This is a genomic window from Telluria sp. Soil_C_11 (assembly GCF_057657395.1).
The window spans coordinates 285535-305020 of the sequence record NZ_JBDGIN010000007.1; the positions used below are offsets into that span (position 1 = coordinate 285535).

The 19486-nt window shown below is 65.9% G+C and carries 16 protein-coding genes; 9 read left to right on the forward strand and 7 right to left on the reverse strand.

Translation table 11 applies throughout. The features are described from left to right. Window position 1 precedes the first annotated feature (1 nt). Window positions 2–1186 carry a GGDEF domain-containing protein gene (locus AC3A6M_RS14510; protein WP_487853424.1) on the forward strand — a complete coding sequence of 395 codons (1185 nt, stop codon included), beginning with the start codon at window positions 2–4 and terminating at the stop codon, window positions 1184–1186. On the opposite strand, the gene AC3A6M_RS14515 is transcribed toward AC3A6M_RS14510, so the two are convergent. From AC3A6M_RS14515 to AC3A6M_RS14535, 5 genes are read right to left on the reverse strand one after another with little or no spacing between them, the layout of a single operon-like run. Next, window positions 1126–2109: a zinc-dependent alcohol dehydrogenase family protein gene (locus AC3A6M_RS14515; RefSeq protein ID WP_487853425.1), complete on the reverse strand. Its 984-nt coding sequence runs from the start codon at window positions 2107–2109 to the stop codon at window positions 1126–1128. The two genes, AC3A6M_RS14510 and AC3A6M_RS14515, sit on opposite strands and share 61 nt — an antisense overlap. A gap of 30 nt (window positions 2110–2139) precedes the next feature. Further along, window positions 2140–2877 carry an acetoacetyl-CoA reductase gene (gene phbB, locus AC3A6M_RS14520; protein WP_487853426.1) on the reverse strand — a complete coding sequence of 246 codons (738 nt, stop codon included), beginning with the start codon at window positions 2875–2877 and terminating at the stop codon, window positions 2140–2142. A 30-nt stretch (window positions 2878–2907) separates the two neighbouring features. Next, window positions 2908–4035, reverse strand: coding sequence for an ABC transporter permease (locus tag AC3A6M_RS14525; RefSeq protein WP_487853427.1), 1128 nt, complete (start codon window positions 4033–4035; stop codon window positions 2908–2910). A 1-nt stretch (window position 4036) separates the two neighbouring features. Next, the gene (gene rbbA / locus AC3A6M_RS14530; RefSeq protein WP_487853428.1) at window positions 4037–6757 is read right to left on the reverse strand and encodes a ribosome-associated ATPase/putative transporter RbbA; all 2721 of its coding nucleotides are present in this window, start codon (window positions 6755–6757) and stop codon (window positions 4037–4039) included. Beyond that, window positions 6754–7695 carry an HlyD family secretion protein gene (locus AC3A6M_RS14535; RefSeq protein ID WP_487853443.1) on the reverse strand — a complete coding sequence of 314 codons (942 nt, stop codon included), beginning with the start codon at window positions 7693–7695 and terminating at the stop codon, window positions 6754–6756. Before AC3A6M_RS14535 ends, rbbA begins: the two co-directional genes overlap by 4 nt. Between AC3A6M_RS14535 and AC3A6M_RS14540 the strand changes: the two genes are divergently transcribed. The 5 genes from AC3A6M_RS14540 to mgtA all read left to right on the forward strand — a co-directional run bounded on the left by AC3A6M_RS14540 (window position 7589) and on the right by mgtA (window position 13165). After that, on the forward strand, window positions 7589–7870 hold the full coding sequence (locus AC3A6M_RS14540; protein WP_487853444.1) for a hypothetical protein: 282 nt from the start codon (window positions 7589–7591) through the stop codon (window positions 7868–7870). The genes AC3A6M_RS14535 and AC3A6M_RS14540 overlap by 107 nt on opposite strands. Window positions 7871–8097: 227 nt before the next feature. Further along, window positions 8098–8829 (forward strand): lipid-binding SYLF domain-containing protein, encoded by a 732-nt coding sequence (locus AC3A6M_RS14545; protein WP_487853429.1) that lies wholly within the window; start codon window positions 8098–8100, stop codon window positions 8827–8829. A 34-nt stretch (window positions 8830–8863) separates the two neighbouring features. After that, a complete protein-coding gene (locus AC3A6M_RS14550) occupies window positions 8864–9700 on the forward strand; it encodes a universal stress protein (RefSeq protein ID WP_487853430.1) in 837 nt (278 codons plus the stop codon). A 43-nt stretch (window positions 9701–9743) separates the two neighbouring features. Further along, window positions 9744–10577, forward strand: a complete 834-nt coding sequence (locus AC3A6M_RS14555) for a universal stress protein (RefSeq protein WP_487853431.1) — start codon at window positions 9744–9746, stop codon at window positions 10575–10577. Continuing rightward, entirely contained in the window at window positions 10574–13165 is a 2592-nt protein-coding gene (gene mgtA / locus AC3A6M_RS14560) for a magnesium-translocating P-type ATPase (RefSeq protein WP_487853432.1), read from the forward strand. Before AC3A6M_RS14555 ends, mgtA begins: the two co-directional genes overlap by 4 nt. 13 nt (window positions 13166–13178) lie before the next feature. Here the strand turns inward: mgtA and AC3A6M_RS14565 are convergent, their stop codons facing one another. Then, window positions 13179–14297 (reverse strand): family 1 glycosylhydrolase, encoded by a 1119-nt coding sequence (locus AC3A6M_RS14565; RefSeq protein WP_487853433.1) that lies wholly within the window; start codon window positions 14295–14297, stop codon window positions 13179–13181. A gap of 380 nt (window positions 14298–14677) precedes the next feature. On the opposite strand from AC3A6M_RS14565, the gene ppsA reads away from it, so the two are divergent. The 3 genes from ppsA to AC3A6M_RS14580 all read left to right on the forward strand — a co-directional run bounded on the left by ppsA (window position 14678) and on the right by AC3A6M_RS14580 (window position 18856). Then, window positions 14678–17104, forward strand: coding sequence for a phosphoenolpyruvate synthase (gene ppsA, locus AC3A6M_RS14570; protein WP_487853434.1), 2427 nt, complete (start codon window positions 14678–14680; stop codon window positions 17102–17104). A 12-nt stretch (window positions 17105–17116) separates the two neighbouring features. Then, complete coding sequence (locus AC3A6M_RS14575) at window positions 17117–18241, forward strand: 6-phosphofructokinase (RefSeq protein WP_487853435.1); 1125 nt, start codon at window positions 17117–17119, stop codon at window positions 18239–18241. Between the two features lie 165 nt (window positions 18242–18406). Further along, on the forward strand, window positions 18407–18856 hold the full coding sequence (locus AC3A6M_RS14580) for a hypothetical protein (protein WP_487853436.1): 450 nt from the start codon (window positions 18407–18409) through the stop codon (window positions 18854–18856). Window positions 18857–19042: 186 nt separating this feature from the next. Here the strand turns inward: AC3A6M_RS14580 and AC3A6M_RS14585 are convergent. Next, window positions 19043–19486 (reverse strand): transposase (locus tag AC3A6M_RS14585; protein ID WP_487853437.1); only part of this gene is annotated, 444 nt, incomplete at its 5' end.

The following is a 19486-nucleotide window of genomic DNA, read 5'->3' on the forward strand; positions in this document are numbered from 1 at the left end:
GATGCCTTCGATACAGGAAGTGCAGACGGCGGAAACGCCCACCCATGCCACGCCGTTGGCGTCGCCCGACACTCGGCGCCTCTTCGAACGCCGCTCGCAGCGTTACCTGCGGCGACTGCTTCCGAGCTTCTGCGCTATATTCGGCATCAGCGTCCTGGTTGCAGGCATGTGGAGCTTCGCGGTCGATGCGGAGCAGACACCGGCCAGCCTCGCGCTCCGCCTCACGCTGGTCGCGCTCGCCTCTTTCGCCTACCGGATGCCGCGCTCCGGGCCTTCGTTGGCTGGCCGTGCCTCCTTCGTCTACATGTTGCATGCCGCAGCGCTTGTCATCAGCGCCCGACCTGTCGCAGATGGTCTGCTGCAAGGCATGCCGGTCCTGTTTGTCTGGATGGTTGCCGCCGGCATGATCGAGCCACGTCCGGGACCGTGCGTGCGCATCCTCGCGCCGACCGCACTGCTCTGTGCGGCCACCGGTGTGTTGATGCTCCCTTCCTCCGCCGCGTTCGCCATCTGGTGCCTCGCCATCGCCGCTCCACTGCTCGCCGTTGCGCTCGGTGCGGCAACCTTGCGCCTGCGCCATGAAGCATGGTCGCGCGAGCGCCAGCTGCTGCGTGCATGCCGCTACGACAACCTGAGCGGTGCCCTGTCGCGTGCTTACCTGACGGAGCTGGCCCGGCACGACCTGTCGCTGGCGCAACGCCATCAACGACCCCTGGCGGTCGCGATGCTCGATATCGACCATTTCAAGCGCGTCAACGACCAGCATGGGCACGCGGTAGGCGATGCCGTGATCCGTGCGCTGGCGGCGTCATGCATGAGAACCCTGCGTAGCACGGACTACGTTGGCCGGGTCGGCGGCGAAGAATTCGTCTGCGTGCTTCCCGAGGCCGACGCGGAAGAGGCGCGGATCTGTGCCGAGCGCATGCGAAACGCCTTTGCAAACGTCCATATCCCGGGCGCGCCGCAGGATTTACGTTGTACCGTGAGCATTGGCATCAGTGTATTCAGCCGCCAGCCGGACTGGGAAACCCTGCTGCGGGAAGCAGACGCGGCACTCTACGAGGCCAAGAGCGGTGGCCGCAACCAGGTCGTGCTGGCCGGCAGGCGGTCGCATGATGCTGCGGTTCACGGCACGAGCACCGCGGCGCCATCGATCCGCCCGGAGCGCAGATCGTCGAGTGCCTGATTCGCCGCCGCCAGCGGATAGGCAACGACACTGGTCTTGAGCTGGCCGTGCGCAACGCGCGAGAAAAAGGCTTCGCCGTCGGCCCGCGTCAGGTTCGCCACCGAACGCAGGCAGCGTTCGCCCCACAGCAGGCGGTAGGGAAATGCCGGTATGTCGCTCATGTGGATACCGGCGCAGACTACCGTGCCGCCCCTGGCGGTTGCCGCCAGCGCGGAAGGCACCAGTTCGCCCGCCGGCGCGAACAGGATCGCCGCATCGAGTTCCTCCGGCGGCAGGTCGCTGGACGATCCGGCCCAGCGGACACCGAGCGACCGTGCGAATGCCTGGGAGCGCGCATCGCCCGGGCGGGTGAACGCGAGGATGTCGCGTCCTTCCTGAAGAGCGAGTTGGGCGACAAGGTGGGCGGCGGCGCCAAAACCGTACAGCCCCAGCCGCCGAACCTGGCCTGCCGCCGCGTAGGCCCGGTAGCCGATCAGGCCGGCGCACAGCAGCGGCGCGACGTGCAGGTCATCGTAGGCATCCGGCAGGGAGAAACAGTAGCGCTCGTCGGCCAGCGTGAAGCCGGCAAAGCCGCCGTCCCGGTCGTAGCCAGTGAAGCATGCCTGCGCGCACAGGTTCTCGCGCCCGCTGCGGCAGTAGTCGCATCCGCCGCAGGTGCCACCAAGCCAGGGCACGCCGACCCGCTGGCCGGGACGCCAGCGCCTGACCGACGCGCCACATGCCACGACCACGCCCACGATCTCGTGGCCCGGCACCAGCGGCAGACGGTGCGGCGGCAGGTCGCCGTCGACGATGTGCAGGTCGGTACGGCAGACCGCGCACGCCATGACCCGGAGCAGGACGTCGTATCCTTCCGGCTGTGGCACCGGACGGCACTCCCGGCGCAGCGGCTTGCCGGGGGCGTCCAGGACCATTGCTGTCATCGATATGTCCATCGCAGCCTCGGCGGCCTCTCAACCCAGGTACTGGCCACCATTCACATCGAAGGTGGCCCCGGTGATGAAGCCGGCCGCATCGTCGGCCAGGAAGGCCACCATTCGCGCGACGTCGTCCGGCGTCCCCAGCCGGCCGACCGGAATCCCGGCCACGATGGCCTGCAGCACCTCCGGGCGGACCGCAGCGACCATCGTGGTCTCGCAATAGCCGGGCGCAACGGCGTTGACAGTGATGTTGTGCGAGGCATTCTCCAGCGCGAAGGAACGGGTAAAGCCCAGGATGCCTGCCTTCGCTGCCGCATAATTCGATTGTCCGGCCTGCCCCTTGCGCCCGTTGATCGAACTGATGTTCACGATGCGGCCGTAGCGGCGCTCGCGCATGTCCTCGATCACCTGGCGCGTCATGTTGTACATCGAGCCAAGGTTGGTGCGTAGCACGTCCCACCACTGGGTTTCGCTCATCTTGTGGAACATGGCGTCCGCCGTGACCCCGGCGTTGTTCACCAGGATGTCGACCGGTCCCAGCCGGTCGCGGACGCGTGCCATGCCGGCGCGGCAGGATTCCAGGTCCGCGACATCCCAGTACTCGACGGCGACACCTGTTTCCTCGGCCATCCGGCGCGCTTCCGGCCCTTCACTACGGCACGTTGCCACGACGCGGCAGCCGCGTTCGCGCAATGCCGACGCGATGGCCCTGCCAAGACCGCGGGTCCCGCCCGTTACCACAGCCAGCCTTTCCATATCTTTCCTCCTCATGAGAACAGTTGCGCTGCCAACGGCGACGTATCATTGCTGGCGCATCGCCGCCCCGAATCTGGCCAGCGACACCCCGAACAGGACGGCGCCGATCGCCGCCAAGAACAGGAACCGCGGCCATACCACGTCCAGCCCTGCTCCCCGGAAAAGGATGGCCTGGCTCAATTCGACGAAATGGGTGGTCGGCGCCGCCAGCATCAGTTCACGCAGCACGTAAGGGATGCTTTCGCGCGGCGTGGTCGCGCCCGACAGCATCTCCAGCGGCAGCAGCACCAGCACCACCAGGATTCCAAACTGCGGCATGCTGCGCGCCAGCGTCGCCAACAGGATGCCGAGCGAAGTCACTGCGAACAGGTGGAAGGCGGCGCCGGCGAGGAACAGGGGCACCGATCCGCCGACCTGTACGTGCAGCAGGCCGCGCACGATGCCCAGCAGCGCCACCAGCGTGGCCAGCAGCACGACGGCCGCCATCGACCACAGCTTGGCAAGCATGATCTCGAGCGGCCGCACCGGCATCACCAGCAGGTGGTCGACGGTGCCGTGTTCGCGCTCGCGGATCAGTGCCGTCCCGGTCAGGATCACCGATAACATCGTGATATTGTTGATCAATTCCGCCAGTCCGCCGAACCAGGAAGGCGCCAGTGCCGGGTTGAAACGGGCGCGCACCGAGAGGTCGACGGGAGGAACAGCCTGCTCGCGCACACCCTGCAAGAAGGTAGCGATCTCGCCAAGGGCAATCTGCTGGACGTAGGCGCTGCCGGTGAAAGCCTGGCTCATCCGGGTCGCATCCACATTCAGCTGCAGTTCGGCCGGACGACCCGCCAGCACCCTGCGCTGGAAGCCGGCCGGGATCACCAGCACGAAGGTCGCGCGGCCGCGGTCCAGGCGCATGTCGGCCTGCTCCAGCGTGATCAGATCGGGCGGCATGAACTGCGGCGGCACGTAGGCCGAGCGCAGCCGCAGGGACAAGGGAGACTGGTCTTCGTCGACGATCGCGAGCGCCGCGCGGCTGAGCGTGTCCGGCTGCGCGGTCGCTGCGATATAGACGGCAGCGGTGAAGGTGTACACGATCAGCAGCAGCATGACCGGGTCACGCGCCAGGCTCCACCATTCCTTGATGCCGAGGCGCCAGACCTTGCGCAGGGAAACGGCGATCACGCTAGCGCTCCTGTTTTGGCAAGGCCACGATCGCCAGGCCGAGGATGATCGGGACGGCGACCGCCAGCGCAAGGTAATCGGGCGCGAGTTCTGCCAGGCCCAGTCCCTTCCCGAACACGCCGCGGCTGATGGTGAGCATGTGCGAGGCCGGATACGCTTCGCCGAATGCCCGCCCGACCCCTTCCAGCGCAACCACGGGGTTGATCAGGCCGGCATACTGGATGGCCGGGACGATGGTACCGATCATGGTGAAGAACAGTGCAGCGATCTGGCTGCGGGTGAAACTCGACGCCAGCAGGCCGATTCCGGTCGAGCAGATGCAATACAGCAGAGCCGCCACCGAAAGGGCCGCCGCGCTGCCCTTGAGTGGAACCTGGAACACGGCGACCGCCATCGCCGCCATCAGCACGAAGTTCACCATCGCCAGCATCACATAAGGCGCCTGTTTCCCGAGCAGGAACTCGCTGCGCCGGACCGGAGTGACGTACAGGTTGACGATCGAGCCCATCTCCTTTTCCCGCACCACGGCCAGCGCCGCCTGCATCGCCGGCAGCATCAGCAACAGCAGCGCCATAATCCCGGGAACCATTGCAGGCAGGCTGCGAACATCCGGGTTGTAGCGGAACCGTGTTTCGATGCTGGCGGCGGCCGGCGTCATGCCATTTCCGGCCTCGAGCGCCCGGCTGCCCAGCCATTCCTGGTGCATGCCAAGCACATAGCCTTGAACGGTTTCGGCCCGCACCGGCATCGCACCGTCGATCCAGGCGCCGATCTGCGCGGGACGGCCGCGCGCGACCTCGCGCGCGAAACCCGGAGGAATCTCGATCGCCAGCGAAAGTTCGCCGGAACCCATCCTGGCGTCCATATCGTCGTAGCTGGTAAGCGGCGGGCGCTCGACAAAGTAGCGCGAGCCTGCCAGGTTGAGCACGTAGTCGCGGCTGAGCGCGGTCTGGTCCCGGTCCAGCACCGCGAAGCGCAATTCTTCCACATCCATGCTGATGCCATAGCCGATCACGATCATCAGCAGTAGCGAACCGAACATCGCCAGCGCTGCACGCACCGGGTCGCGCCGCAGCTCGAGGGTTTCGCGCCAGGCATAGCTGGCTGCGCGCCGCAGCCAGCTGCCGCGCTGCGCTGCGCCGGCCGCCGGCAGGCGCGGCGCGGCCTGCATATCGTCCTGTGCGGCGTCGCGCAGCCAGCCGATGAACGCGGCTTCCAGGCTGCCGGCACTTCGTTCGCGCCGCAGCCCGTCAGGCGTCCCGATGGCAAGCACCCGGCCGCCGTGCATCAATGCCACGCGGTCGCAGCGCTCGGCCTCATTCATGAAGTGAGTGGAGATGAAGATCGTCACCCCGTCCCTGCGCGACAGGTCGAGCAGCTCCTGCCAGAACCGGTCGCGCGCGATCGGATCGACGCCCGAGGTCGGCTCGTCGAGGATCAGCACCTCGGGGGCATGCACCATGGCCACCGCAAGCGACAGGCGCTGGCGTACGCCGAGCGGCAACTTGCCTGGCAGCTTGTCGAGCAGGGAACCGAGGCCGAAGCGCCTGGCCAGCGCGGCGCAGCGCGCTTCGGCCTGCTCTTCGAACAGGTCGAACAGGCGCGCGTGCAGCATCAGGTTCTGCCGCACCGTCAGTTCCTGGTAAAGCGAAAAGCCCTGCGACATATAGCCGACCCGCCGACGCGCCTGCGCACCGGATACGCCGGCGGCCTGTCCGAACAGGCGGGCGCTCCCCGCGCTGGGCGCCAACAGCCCGGTCAGCATTTTCATGGTGGTCGTCTTGCCGCAGCCGTTGGAACCGATGAAACCGAAGATTTCTCCACGCGCGATCCGGAAACTGACATCCTTCACGGCTTCGAAATCGCCGAAACGCCGCGACAGTCCCTGGGCCTCGATCACGACTTCGCTGGTCGCGCCCGCCCGGATCGGCTGCCAAACCAGTGGCCGGTAGCCGATGCGCCGCTGCGCCGGCAGCAGCTCGATGAAGGCCTGCTCCAGGGTGGCGCTGCCGCTCCTCTCGAGCAGCGCGTCCGGCGTCCCGCACGCCAGGACACGCCCGGCGTCCATCGCCACCAGCCAGTCGAACCGGCGGGCCTCGTCCATGTAGGCGGTGGCGATCACGACGCTCATGCCGGGCCGGGCGTCCCGTATCGCGGCGATCAGGTCCCAGAACCGGGTGCGCGCAAGCGGATCGACACCGGTGGTGGGTTCGTCCAGGACCAGCAGGTCGGGGTCGTGCACCAGAGCGCAGCACAAACCCAGTTTTTGCCGCATCCCTCCCGACAACTGACCCGCCTGCCGTCCGAGAAACGGCAGCAGCCCGGTGCTGGCCGCCAGCAGCCTGATTCGCGCGCGCCGCTCCTGCGCCTCCAGGCCGAACAGGCGCGCGAAGAACTGCAGGTTCTCCTCCACCGTCAGGCTCGGATAGAGATTGCGCCCCAGCCCTTGCGGCATGTAGGCAATGCGTGGACAGATAGCCGTACGGAAGCGGGGGTCCGTCATGTCGCCGCCCAGCACCTCGAGCCTCCCTTCCTCGACCCGGCGCGCGCCCGCGATGGTTGCGAGCAGGCTCGACTTGCCGACCCCGTCCGGCCCGATCAGGGCGCTCATCCGACCGCTGGGCAGGGCGAGGTCGATCCGGTCGAGGGCATGCACGGCCCCATACCGCAACCCCAGCCCCGTCAGCCGCACCACCGGCGGCGCCGCTCCGGCGTCCCTCACGGCACGCTCCGCAGCGCTAGTTCCGCAGGCCAGGGCCGGGCCGGATCCAGGCGTATCCAGGCAACCCCGGGTACGCCTGCCTTGACCTGGTCGGCGTAGCGTTCCAGCAGGCGCCGGTCGACCTGGGCCTTTACACGGAACATCAGTTTCTGGCGTTCGCTCGCCGTCTCGACCGATTTGGGCGTGAATTGCGCGCTGCTGGCGACGTAGCTGACAGTGGCGGGGACGACGAAGCCCGGCGCGGTGTCCAGCACCAGCCGCACTTCGGTGCCGAGCGCTATGCGCCCTGCGGCGGTCTCGGGAACAAAGAAGGTCATGTAGACGTCGGTGAGGTCGATCAGGTTGAGAACCTTGCCGCCCGCCCCCAGCACTTCACCCGGCTGGGCCACGCGGTACTGGACGCGGCCGGCGCGCGGCGCCACAAGCTGCTCGTCACGCAGGTCGGCATCGATCCTGGCGGTCGTGGCGACGGCGGCCTCGACCGCGGAACGGCCCTGCACGACCTGCGCCTGGGCCGCGGCGACGGCGGCGCGCGCGGCGTCGATCTGGGCGAGGGCCGCGCGCAGCGTGGCCTCGACGCCGGCGGTACGGGCGCGGTCGTCATCCAGTTCCTGCAAGGACGCGGCGCCGGCCTGCGCAAGCACGGTGGAGCGCGCCAGACGCCGGCGCGCCGCGTCGAGTTCGCTCTCGCGCTGCGCCGCCAGGGCCGCTGCCGCGGCGAGGTCGCTGCGCCGCATTGCGAGCTGAGCCTGGGCACCGGCCACGGCATCGCGCGCCTGCTGCTCGCGTGCAAGCGACTCGCTTTTCTGGGCATGCAGGGAGCTGGCATCCATGCGCGCAAGCACCTGGCCCGCCGTTACCACATCGCCCTCATCGGCGAGAACCTCGGTTACCCGTCCCGGCAATTTGGTGGCGATGTCGATGTCGACCGCTTCGATTCTGCCGTTTCCGCTGACAAATCCAGGTCCAGGTCCTTGCTGCCGCGATATCCGCCAGGCGTTGGCGCCGCCCGCCGCGAGCAGCAGTACGGCCAAGCCCGCGGCGATGCGCTTCATCAGTGTTTTGCTCATCATCGTCCTGCCCGCATTGAGCGGGCGCCACGCCGGACGTTGAGGCCCGCAGGACGTCCCATGACAGAGAACCTAGCGTTATATCAATACTTACCACTATAAGAGCGGGTTCGTGGCGGCAGGTATGACGCAAATCAAATCGGACTGCCATGAATAAGGGAGTTCTCGCCAGAGATCTTGAATATGTTTCTTGATCTGAGTCATACCGGAGCCGTATCCCGGAGGGCTAGCATTGACCTTACCCAATCTTCCTGCGTAAAGGAGTACGCAATGGATGCAATAAGCGAAAACGCCCTGCGATTCGTGGTCGCCCTGCTGCTGGCAAGCCCTGGACTGGTCGTTGCGCAGGACAATCGCCCCGCCAGCACTGACACGACCGCGTCCGCCGACCGCCAGATGACTGCCGCCGAACATCACGTCTCGGACGCCGTCAACGTGGTCCGCCGGTTGGAAATGGATCCCCGCATGCGATCGCTGCTGGCGGCGGCCAAGGCTCTTTTCATCGTACCTTCCTACAAACGCGCGGCCGCCGCCATCGGCGCGGAAGGCGGAGCGGGCTTGCTGGTCGTCAGGCGCGACGACGGCAGCTGGTCGCAACCGGTCTTCTACAACACCGGCGGACTGAGCCTTGGTTTGCAGGTCGGCGCGCAAGGCGGCATGCTCGCCTTCCTGCTGAATAACCAGAAGGCCATCGACGCGTTTCTCAAGAAAACCACCGTGTCGCTGAGCGCCAGCGCCGGCCTGACGGTCATTAACTGGAGCAAGATGGCGGAGCGCTCGGCGGGCGCCGGCGCTGGCGATGTCATCGCCTGGTCAGACACCAAAGGACTATTCGGCAATGCGGCAACGGTGGAATTGAACGGTGTACGCTTCAGCCAGAATCTCAACAACGCCTATTATCGCCATGCCCTGTCCGCCAGCGACATTATCGGCGGCAAATCGAGCAATCCACAGGCAGCCCAGCTGGTGCAGGCCCTGGCCGCGGGCGAAACCGGCCGCTGACAATCGCCCAGGCCACGCATCCAGGATGCCGATCATGGATTACAAAACGATTCTTGTTCACGTCGACGATTCCCCAGCCTCGTCCGATCGCGTGATGTTCGCCGCCCAGCTCGCGAATGCCCAGCAGGCCCACCTGATCGGGGTGACGCAGACGGGGCTCTCCCGCTTCATCCGCGAGGCCCTCCTGCCCGGGGTAGAGCTGGGCGACCTGACGCCCTTGTTCGGCGAACTGCGCGAGGCCGCCGAGCAGCGTGCCGCGCAATTCGATGCAATGGCCCGAAAGGCCGGCGTCGCGTCGTTCGAGAACCGCATCGATGACGACGAGCCCGGCATGGGCCTCGCGATCCAGGCCCTGTACGCCGACCTGGCGATCGTCGGCCCGACAGTCCCGGGGCCCTCCGGCTATGCCGCGGGCGCCGGCATCCCGGAATACGTGTCAATGAATTCGCCGAGCCCAGTGCTGGTGCTGCCGCATGGCGGGACACATACGCCCGCGTTCGAGCGCGTCCTGGTGGCCTGGAATGCGAGTCCGGAGGCGGCACGCGCCGTACGCCTGGGGCTGCCGTTCCTGGCGCGCGCGAAGGAGGTGGAGGTTGTCCTGTTCGACGAGGAAAGCTCGAGTGCCCGTTCGCCGCGGGATGCGACTGACATGGCGCATTTCCTTTCCAGGCATAAGGTCAATGTCGACGTGCACCGGCACCATGCCCGCGCGGAAGTCGGCAGCGCCTTGCTGGTCCTGGCCGAAAACCGGAAGGCCGACCTGGTGGTCATGGGATGCTACGGTCACTCACGCTACCGTGAAATACTGCTGGGGGGCGTCAGCCGCACCGTATTGCGGCGTGTTCCGGTGCCCGTGCTGCTGGCCCATTGAAGGTTCGATACCGATTCAGTGCCATTCCAGGAAGCCGGACGCCATGCTCAAGACCATTCTGGTGCACGTCGATCAATCGGTCCACGCCCCCGCACGCATACGTTACGCCGCATCGGTGGCGCGCGCTGCCGGGGCCGACCTGATCGGTGTTGCAATGCTCGGTGTATCGAGGACCATCTTCCCCGATGGCTACGAGACTCGGCAGGATACACTCAGCGCGAGCTACTTCCAGCCGCTGGCCGACCACGCGGCGCAGGCACTGGCGAAATTCACGAAGATCGCCAGCCAGATGGAAGTGCGCCACGAACAGCGTTTCGTATGCGACCAGGCGGACGATGGCCTGGCCCGGATGGCGCGCTTCGCGGACCTGGTCGTCATCAGCCAGGACGACCCGGCCGAATCGATGCCGGACATGGCCGTCCGCCTGCCGGAATACCTGATCCTCAATTGCGCCCGTCCGGTGGTCGTGGTGCCGCGCACCGACCCGGCCCCCTGGCATAACCCGAAGGTGCTGGTGGCCTGGGATGGCGGCAAGGAAGCAGCGTTCGCGCTGAGCGCCTCCGCCCCGCTGCTGCGCCGTGCAGCCGGCGTCACCGTGGTCGCGCTGGCAGGGGCAGAAGCTGCCGGAGTGGAATTCGAAACCGAGCAATCAGAGCTGAAGCATTACCTCAAGCGCCACCACGTCGCACCGCACATGCTGGTCCGTACCACCCGGCACGATACCGGCCGGGAGCTGCTGGCGCTGGCAGGAGAGCTGGGCTGCGGCATGCTCGTCATGGGGTGCTACGGCCACGGCAAATTCCGCGAGCTGTGCATTGGCGGCGCCAGCCGGACGGTATTGGCGGACGCCGCGATCCCGGTGCTGTTTGCACATTGAGGACGCCACCTCCGAGGGCCGCCCTCATCCGTGAAGACCTGGCGTCGATCGCCAGGCTCGACGCCGGCGCTTCCCTGCGCCTTCTCGAAACCGGTCCGGACGGACTGTCCGCGACCGAGGCCAGCGCCAGGCTGGCAAGCCATGGTCCGAACCTGGTCTCCGACCGGCACCGGCATTCCCCCGCCTTCGCTTTCCTCGGCCAGTTCGCACGCCCGCTACCCCTCCTGCTGCTCGGCCTTGCCGCGATCGACATGGTCACCGGCCAGCGGATCAGCGCCGCGGTCATCGCCGTCATCGTGGTCCTGTCCTCCGTTCTCGGATTCGTCCAGGAATACCGGTCCGACCGCGCGGTCGAGCGCTTGCGCGCGATGGTACGGACCACGGTCCGGGTGCTGCGGCCTGGCGGCGCGGCGGTCGAGCATCCGTTGGAACAGCTGGTGCCGGGCGATATCGTGCTGCTGGCCGCGGGCGACCCCATTCCCGCCGAGGTGCGCTTCCTCGAGGCCGTCGACCTGTTCGTCGACCAGTCCTCGCTGACCGGCGAATCGCTGCCGGTGGAAAAGTGCGCCGGCCCCGTCGGCGATGACGGTTCGCCTGCCGGATTCGCCAACATCGGCCTGATGGGCACACACGTCACGAGCGGTAGCGCACGGGCCGTGGTCGTGGCGACCGGCGCCGCGACCAGCTTCGGCAGGGTCGCGGCAGCGTTGGCGACGGCGCGCGAGCGCACCGACTTCGACCGGGGGATCGACCGGGTCGTCGGGCTTCTGCTGAGGATCATGCTAGTGATGGCGCCTCTCGTCCTGCTGCTCAACTGGGCCAGCAAGGGGGACTTGCGGGAAGCCCTGCTGTTCGCCACCGCCGTGGCCGTCGGGCTGGCGCCCGAAATGCTGCCGATGATCGTCACCGTCAACCTCGCGCGCGGCGCGCTCGCGCTGGCCGGGAGCCAGGTGATCGTGAAGCGTCTGGGGGCCGTCCAGACCCTGGGCGCGATCGACGTCCTGTGCACCGACAAGACCGGTACCCTGACCCAGGATCGCGTGGTCCTTGAAAAGCACGTCGACATCTCCGGCAAGGAGTCGGAGACCGTCATCGATTATGCTTACCTGAACAGTTTCTACCAGACCGGGTTGAAAAACCTGCTCGACAACGCCGTTCTCGAGCACGCCAACGTCCACGCGCGCCTGCGGGCGGACCTGGACTGGCGCAAGGTCGGGGAGGTCCCTTTCGACTTCAGGCGCCGGCGCATGTCCGTGGTGCTCGCACGGCCGGATGGCCAGCGGGTCATCATCTGCAAGGGGGCCGTCGAGGAAATCATGTGTGTCTGCGCGAGCGCCGAACGCGAAGGCGAGCCAGGTGCGCTCGAAAGCAGCCATGCCGGTGAACTCGGAGCCGTCGTCCAGGGCCTGAACGAGGACGGGCTGCGCGTCATCGCAATTGCCTATCGCCTGCTGGATGCGAACGAAGACAGGCTCACCGATCCCGCGCTCGAGCGTGGCCTGGTCCTGGTCGGCTATATCGCTTTCTTCGATCCGCCCAAGGACTCCGCGCCGGCGGCGATCACGGCCCTGGCGCGTGCCGGCGTCGCGGTCAAGGTACTCAGCGGCGACAACCTCGCGGTCTGCCGCCACGTATGCAAAATGGTCGGTATCGACGCCGCCACCGCCATGGATGGTACCCAGGTTGACCGGCTGAGCGATGAGGAACTGGGCAGGCAGGCAATGCAGACCAATGTCTTCGCAAAACTGGCGCCGGAACAGAAGACCCGCGTGATCCGCAGCCTGCAATGGGCAGGCCGGGCCGTCGGTTTCCTTGGCGATGGCGTCAACGACGGCCCTGCCTTGAAGGCGGCCGATGTCGGCATCTCGGTCGACACCGGCGCCGACATCGCCAAGGAATCGGCAGACCTGATCCTGATCCAGAAAAGCCTGGTCGCGGTAGCCGGAGGCGTCCTCGCCGGCCGCACCGCGTTCGGGAACATCGTCAAGTATGTCCGCATGAGCGCAAGTTCGAACTTTGGCAATATGTTCAGCGTGCTCGGGGCCAGCGTGCTGTTGCCCTTCCTGCCGATGGCGCCGGTCCAGGTGTTGCTGAACAACCTGCTGTACGATTGCTCGCAGACGGCGTTGACGACCGACCGGGTGGATCCGGATTACCTGGCCCGGCCGCGGCGCTGGGAAGTCGGCAGCCTGCGCCGCTATGTCCTCTGCTTCGGGCCGATCAGTTCACTGTTCGACTATGCGACGTTCGGCCTGCTCTGGTTCGTGCTGGCGCCGGCGCACGACCCTGCTCAGTTCCAGACGGGATGGTTCGTCGAATCGCTGCTGTCGCAAACCCTGATCGTCTACGTGATCCGGACCAGCACCCTCCCTTCGCTCGCCAACCGGCCTTCCCTGCCGCTGCTGGTGGCCAGCCTGCTGGTAGGCGCAACCGGCCTGTGGCTGCCCTGGTCGCCTTTGGCGGCGGTACTCGGGTTCGCACCGCCCCCATCGTCCTACTGGTGGGGACTGGCCGCCGTTCTCGTCGCCTATGCGATCCTGACCCAGGCGGTCAAGTCATGGCTGATACGGCGCTTCGGGATTGAATAAGCCTCGTGCCGGCCTAGCCGCGGTCCAGGGAGGCGCTGCCGAACCCGACTCCGCCGGCCAGCGCTTCGCTCCAGTCACGGACGATACGGCGAAACTCCACCCCGGCCCGGCGGATACGCCTATCCATATCGAACAGACCGTTTTCCGTGACTTGACCGCGCCGTTCGCGCAGGTCGATATCCCAGTCGACCTGGTCGGTCAGGCTGTACCATGTAAATCCGATCACCGGATAACCTTCCTGACGCAGGCGCAGCACGTTCGCCCATTGGCGCTCCAGCCAGAACGCGGCGTTCGATCGCTCGACCTGGTTGGTCTCCGTGTGCATGATCGGCAACCGGTAGCGATCATGGTATTGCCTCGTCAGGCCGTAGTATCCCAGCACGTTCGATCCGTCGGTACGCCCGTCCGGGAAGACGACCTGTTCGCTCGCCTCGTAGTAATCGGTGCCCATGATGCACGAAGACCGGATGTCGCGTTTCATGAAATAGTCGAGCCTGGAAGGCGACATCCCGTGTTCGAAGAGGTAGTTCACCATGCTCGCCCCCGGCATTTTTCCGTAATTGAGGTCGAGCGAGAGGAAACGGTGCGCGTTCCAGTATTCGGCGTGGGCGGCGGCATCCGGGTTATATGGATGGTAATAGCGCGTTGCCTCGCTCTGCACGAACCAGGGACAGCAGTGCCGGCAAATCGCTTCGCTTGCGCGGATATTCGCTTCCACGATATTCGACAAAGCGGTCACGAAGGCCAGGCCGCTGGAGAGCCGCTCGTTCCAGAAACCGCGCAGCGCGGAATACTCGGCCGTGACCAGCATTTCGTTCACCGGGGTGTAGAGCCAGACCCAGGGATAACGGCGTGCGAACGCCTCCGCATACTCGGCGAAATAACGTGGAAATTCGGGATTCTGGAAATTGCCGAGCCAGTCGGGAATGCCGAAGTGGCACAGGTCGGCGATCGGCGTGATGTCCAGCCGGGAGAGCTCGGCGAAGGTGTCGTCGGTAAACGACCAGTCGTATCGACCCGGGCCGAGGTGCGTACGATAGTATGGAGGCCCGTAGCGCAGGCAGCGCAAGCCAAGTTCATGCACGAGCTGGAAATCCTCGCGCCACCGGACATCATGGCCGGAAGCCTTCATCTGGTCGATCCTGCACCGCTCCCCGTCGGGGCCCCGGATGACGGGAGCGCTGTTCTCGATGCCCGTGCAGAACGAAAACGAACGGATCAGGGTGATAGGCGAAGGCGGATGACACGGATGGCCAGCAGGTGATCGGTTCATGTCTGGTGCAGTGATGCGGGAAAGACGTACTCCCAAGCCCGTTCCGCAACGCGTCAGGCTGCAGACCCGAACTCAGGCTAGACGCAGCCAAATAAATTTTGTTTGAGCTAGGTCAAATCGTTAATGGATGTAGCGACTTGACATCATTGCCGCCTACTGGCTTCGGCAGCGCAGTATGAGTGACGCCGCGCCTCTGCTACGATAGGAAGGCATTCGATCTGCCACGAGAGGACGACGCCATGGAGACTCGACGCGAATTCATCCGCTGGTTCTCGGAACTGGGGATCGCCGATGTGCCCTTGGTGGGAGGCAAGAATGCATCGCTCGGCGAAATGTACCGCGAGCTGGGCGCCCAGGGCCTGCGCGTGCCGAACGGCTTCGCCGTCACCGCCGCGGCATACAAGGCCACGCTCGACCGCGCCGGAGCGTGGGAGCGCCTGCACGCGGCGCTCGACGGTGTCGATCCGGCCGACGTGACCGACCTCGCGCGCCGCGCCGCGCACGCGCGCGAAATCGTCTATCGCGCACCGCTGCCGCCCGAGCTGGAAGAAGGGATCCTGCAGGCCTGGCGCAGGCTTCGCGACGAGTACGGCGAAGGACTCACGGTGGCCGTGCGCAGTTCCGCCACCGCGGAGGACTTGCCCAACGCCAGCTTCGCCGGCCAGCATGAAACCTATCTGAATGTCGCGGGCGAAACCGCGCTGCTCGACAGCATCCGCCGCTGCTTCGCCAGCCTGTTCATGGACCGCGCGATCGTCTACCGCATCGAGAACGGCTTCGACCATTTCAAGGTCTACCTGTCGGTCGGCGTGATGAAGATGGTGCGCTCCGACCTTGCCTGCTCCGGCGTGATCTTCACGCTCGATACCGAGACCGGTTTTCGCGACGTGGTGTTCATCACCGGCGCCTATGGGCTGGGCGAAAACGTGGTGCAGGGCACGGTGGACCCGGACGAGTTCTATGTGTTCAAGCCGCTGCTGCGGGACGGCAGGCGCACGGTCCTGCGCCGCAGCCTTGGCGGCAAGGAAGCGAGGATGGTCTATGCGCCTTCCGGCGGCCGCGAGACGACACGCAACGTGACGACCGCACCCGAAGAGCGAGCGCGCTTCTGCCTCGACGATGACGGCGTGCTCGAGCTGGCCGAGGCCGCGATGCGGATCGAGGAGCACTACTCTGCCCGCGCCGGACATCCGGTCCCGATGGACATCGAGTGGGCGCGCGACGGCATCGATGGCAAGCTCTACATGGTCCAGGCACGGCCGGAGACGGTCGCATCGCGCAAGTCCGGTACCCGGCTCGAAGAATACCGGCTCGATGGCAAGGGACAGGTACTGGCCACCGGACGTGCGGTCGGCAGCAAGGTTGCTTCCGGCAGGGCGCGCGTCATCGGCGATGCCAGCCAGCTCGCACAATTCCAACCGGGCGAGATCCTGGTGGCGGCAACCACCATGCCGGACTGGGGAACGGTCATGAAGACGGCCGCCGGCGTGGTAACCGACCGTGGCGGCCGCACCTGCCATGCCGCCATCGTGGCCCGGGAAGTCGGCGTTCCGGCGCTGGTCGGCTGCGGCGGCGCGACGGCCGCGATCCGGAGCGGCGATGAGGTGACCGTGTCCTGCGCCGAGGGCGATGTCGGCCATGTGTACGGCGGCCGGGTCCCGTTCAGCCAGGCCAGCATCGACCTGGCCGCGCTTGCCATGCCGCGCACCCGCCTCATGGTCAATATCGGGAATCCGGAAATCGCCTTCCGGACACGTTTCCTGCCGAACGATGGCGTCGGCCTGGCGCGCATGGAGTTCATCGTCGCGGACCACATCCGCATCCACCCGATGGCGCTCGTCCATCCGGAACAGGTAACAGACCCGGACGTGCGGGCCGAGATCGAGCGGCTCACGCATGAATATCCGTCGCCGGCGGACTATTTCGTGCGCGAGCTGTCGGAAGGGGTCGGCACGATCGCCGCGGCGTTCTGGCCGAAACCGGTGATCGTGCGGATGTCGGACTTCAAGACCAACGAATACGCAAGCCTGATGGGCGGCGCCTGCTTCGAGCCGCAGGAGGCCAATCCGATGCTGGGCTTCCGTGGCGCCGCCCGCTACTCCCACCCGGCCTATGCGGAGGGTTTCGCCCTCGAGTGCCGTGCGATGAAGCGCGTGCGCGAGGAAATGGGATTGACCAACCTGCGCCTGATGATACCTTTCTGCCGCCGCGTGAAGGAGGCCGAAGACGTGCTGAATGCGATGGCGCAGCATGGCCTCGAGCGCGGCAGGAACGGGCTCGAAGTGTTCGTCATGTGCGAAATCCCGAACAACGTAATCCAGATCGATGCCTTCGCCAGCCTGTTCGATGGCTTCTCGATCGGGTCGAACGACCTGACGCAACTGGTGCTGGGCGTGGACCGGGACTCCGAGATCGTGGCCTTCGACTTCGATGAGCGCGACCCCGGCGTGCTGGAGATGCTGCGCCAGGCCATCACCGGCGCGCGGCGCAATGGCCGCCATGTCGGCATCTGCGGCCAGGCTCCGTCGGATTACCCGGAAGTGGCGCGCTACCTGGTCGAACAGGGTATCGATTCGATCAGCCTGAACCCCGACTCGGTGGTGACGACCGTGCGCAACCTGGTCGAGGTCGAGCGTGCGCTCGGCATCGCCCCGCGCGAACAGTAGTCGGCCCGAACCATGGACCCGCCCATTGCACGCCTCGCTCTCATGACCGGCGGCGGCGATGCGCCCGGCCTGAATGCGGTGATCCGTGCGGTCGTCTTGGCCGCCGGCCGCCTCGGATGGGAATGCCATGGCATCCGCGACGGCTTCAACGGCCTGCTCGCCCCCGCCGAATGCCTGGGGGAACCGGTCATGCGCCTGTCGGCCCAGTCCGTGCACGGCATCGGCCATCTCGGCGGCACGATACTCGGCAGCACCAACCGCGGCAATCCGATGCGCTATCCGGTAAGGCGGAGCGACGGCAGCCTGGCAGAGGAAGACCGTAGCGGCGAACTGGCCAGCCTGATCCACCAGCGCGGCTTCGATTCGCTGGTGGTAATCGGCGGCGATGGCTCGATGGGCATCGCCGAGTGCCTGCACCGCAAGGGAGTGCGGGTCGTCGGCGTGCCGAAGACGATCGACAACGACCTCGACCGGACGCTCCAGACCTTCGGGTTCGACTCGGCGGTCGGCTTCGCGACAGAATGCATCGACCGCCTGCACACCACCGCCGACAGCCAGCACCGGGTCCTGGTGGTCGAGGTGATGGGCCGCTACGCCGGATGGATTGCACTGCACGCGGGCATGGCTGGAGGTGCCCATGCGATCCTGCTGCCGGAGATTCCCTTCGACACCGCTGTCGTGGCCGGCGCCATTCATGCACGCGACGCGCTTGGCTGGCGCCATTCGATCGTGGTCGTGGCCGAAGGCGCGCTGCCGATCGGAGGCCAACGCGAAGTTCTGGAAGCGGCCGGGACCGGCCGCGCCGAACGCCTGGGAGGGATCGGCGCCTGGGTCGAAGCGCGGCTGGCGGCGCTGACCGGCAAGGAATGCCGCAATGTGGTGCTGGGCCACCTGCTGCGCGGCGGCAGTCCGTCCGCATTCGACCGCGTCGTCGCGTCGCGCTTCGGCGCCGCGGCGGTGCGAACGCTGGCGCAGGGACAGTCGGGTGTCATGGTGACGCTGGAGGGTCCGGCCATCGGCGCCGTGCCACTGGCCGACGTGGCCGGGCGTACCCGGCGCGTCCCGGTCGATGGCGATACGGTGCGCACGGCGCGCGAGCTTGGCGTCTGTTTTGGCGATTCCGCGCTTGCTTCATAGCGAGAGCCAGCACCTGGGCTTGATCACTATCATGATCGCCTTCCTGCTTCAGTTGCCGACTCTTGTGACCCTGACCCGTTTACCATCTTGGCGGAACGGCACGGGCGTCTGGATAAAGTAGTCGAGCGGAACTTTCTTCAATGAGATCTTATAAGGAGTACGACCATGCCGGGCAAAACGAACTCTTCTATCAATATTCTCTCTCGACTCGTTTTCATGGCGAGCCTTGCTGCCTGCGTTAGCCCGTCCGGCGACCAGGATCATGGCCAACATCATCCAAGACAATCGTCGAACATTACAGCGCCAGATTCGTCTGGCGGATCCGCCGCCCAGGGCGGTATGGGGGGCGGCGCGATGGCGGGCAGCCAGGCTGGCTGTCGAATGATGGACAGCGGCATGACGGGAAGCCAGGGCGGCTGCGGCACGATGGGGAATAACACCGCGGCTGGACGCATGCAACAGATGGACAAGGAGTCCATGTGCGCAATGTACCGGAGCATGCGGGACGCCCCGACAGAACAGGCGCGACAGGCAATGATGGACCGGAACATGCAGGGGATGTCCATCGAAATGCGCGAGCGGCACATGGAGATGATGCGGCATCAGTGCCAATGATTGCGCCGCAAACGCATAGGAGGCTGCCGGCTACGGTCCGAATTGATCTCGTGTACCGTTGGCGCCATGGCACGCGATCCGGTAACGATGCAGCCCCCTATTCTCTCGAATTGCCGACCTTGAGTAAGCTTAAAATAGTTCCGCTCAAACCATTTATGTTTGACTAGTCCTGAAATAGGTTGACAGTCAAACGTAGCAAGATTCACTAAATTCTTGCGCTCTCAAAGACGCCCGATGCACTTCGTCGGGCGTTTTGTATTTCAGGGCCAGGTGTGGCCGTTCGTTGTTGTAGATGTCTACCGACTGCTTAACCATGCGTCGTGCCTCGACAAGGTCCTTGGGAGGTGCCAGCAAGTATTCGGTCTTGAGGATGCCATTGATTCTTTCAGCCAAGGCGTTCTGGTAGCAGTCATAACCGTCGGTCATTGAGTAAGTCAGGCCATGTTTATGGTGCAGGGCTTGATAGCTGCTTGCGCAGTACTGGATTCCGCGGTCGGAGTGATGAATCAATGGCAGGCGCCCAGATCGCGAGCGCAGTGCAGCTTTTAGCGCGCGGGCCACTTCTTCGGTTTGCAAGGTGGCGTGGACATAGTGGCCGACGATCTTGCGCGAGAAGGCGTCCGTAATAAG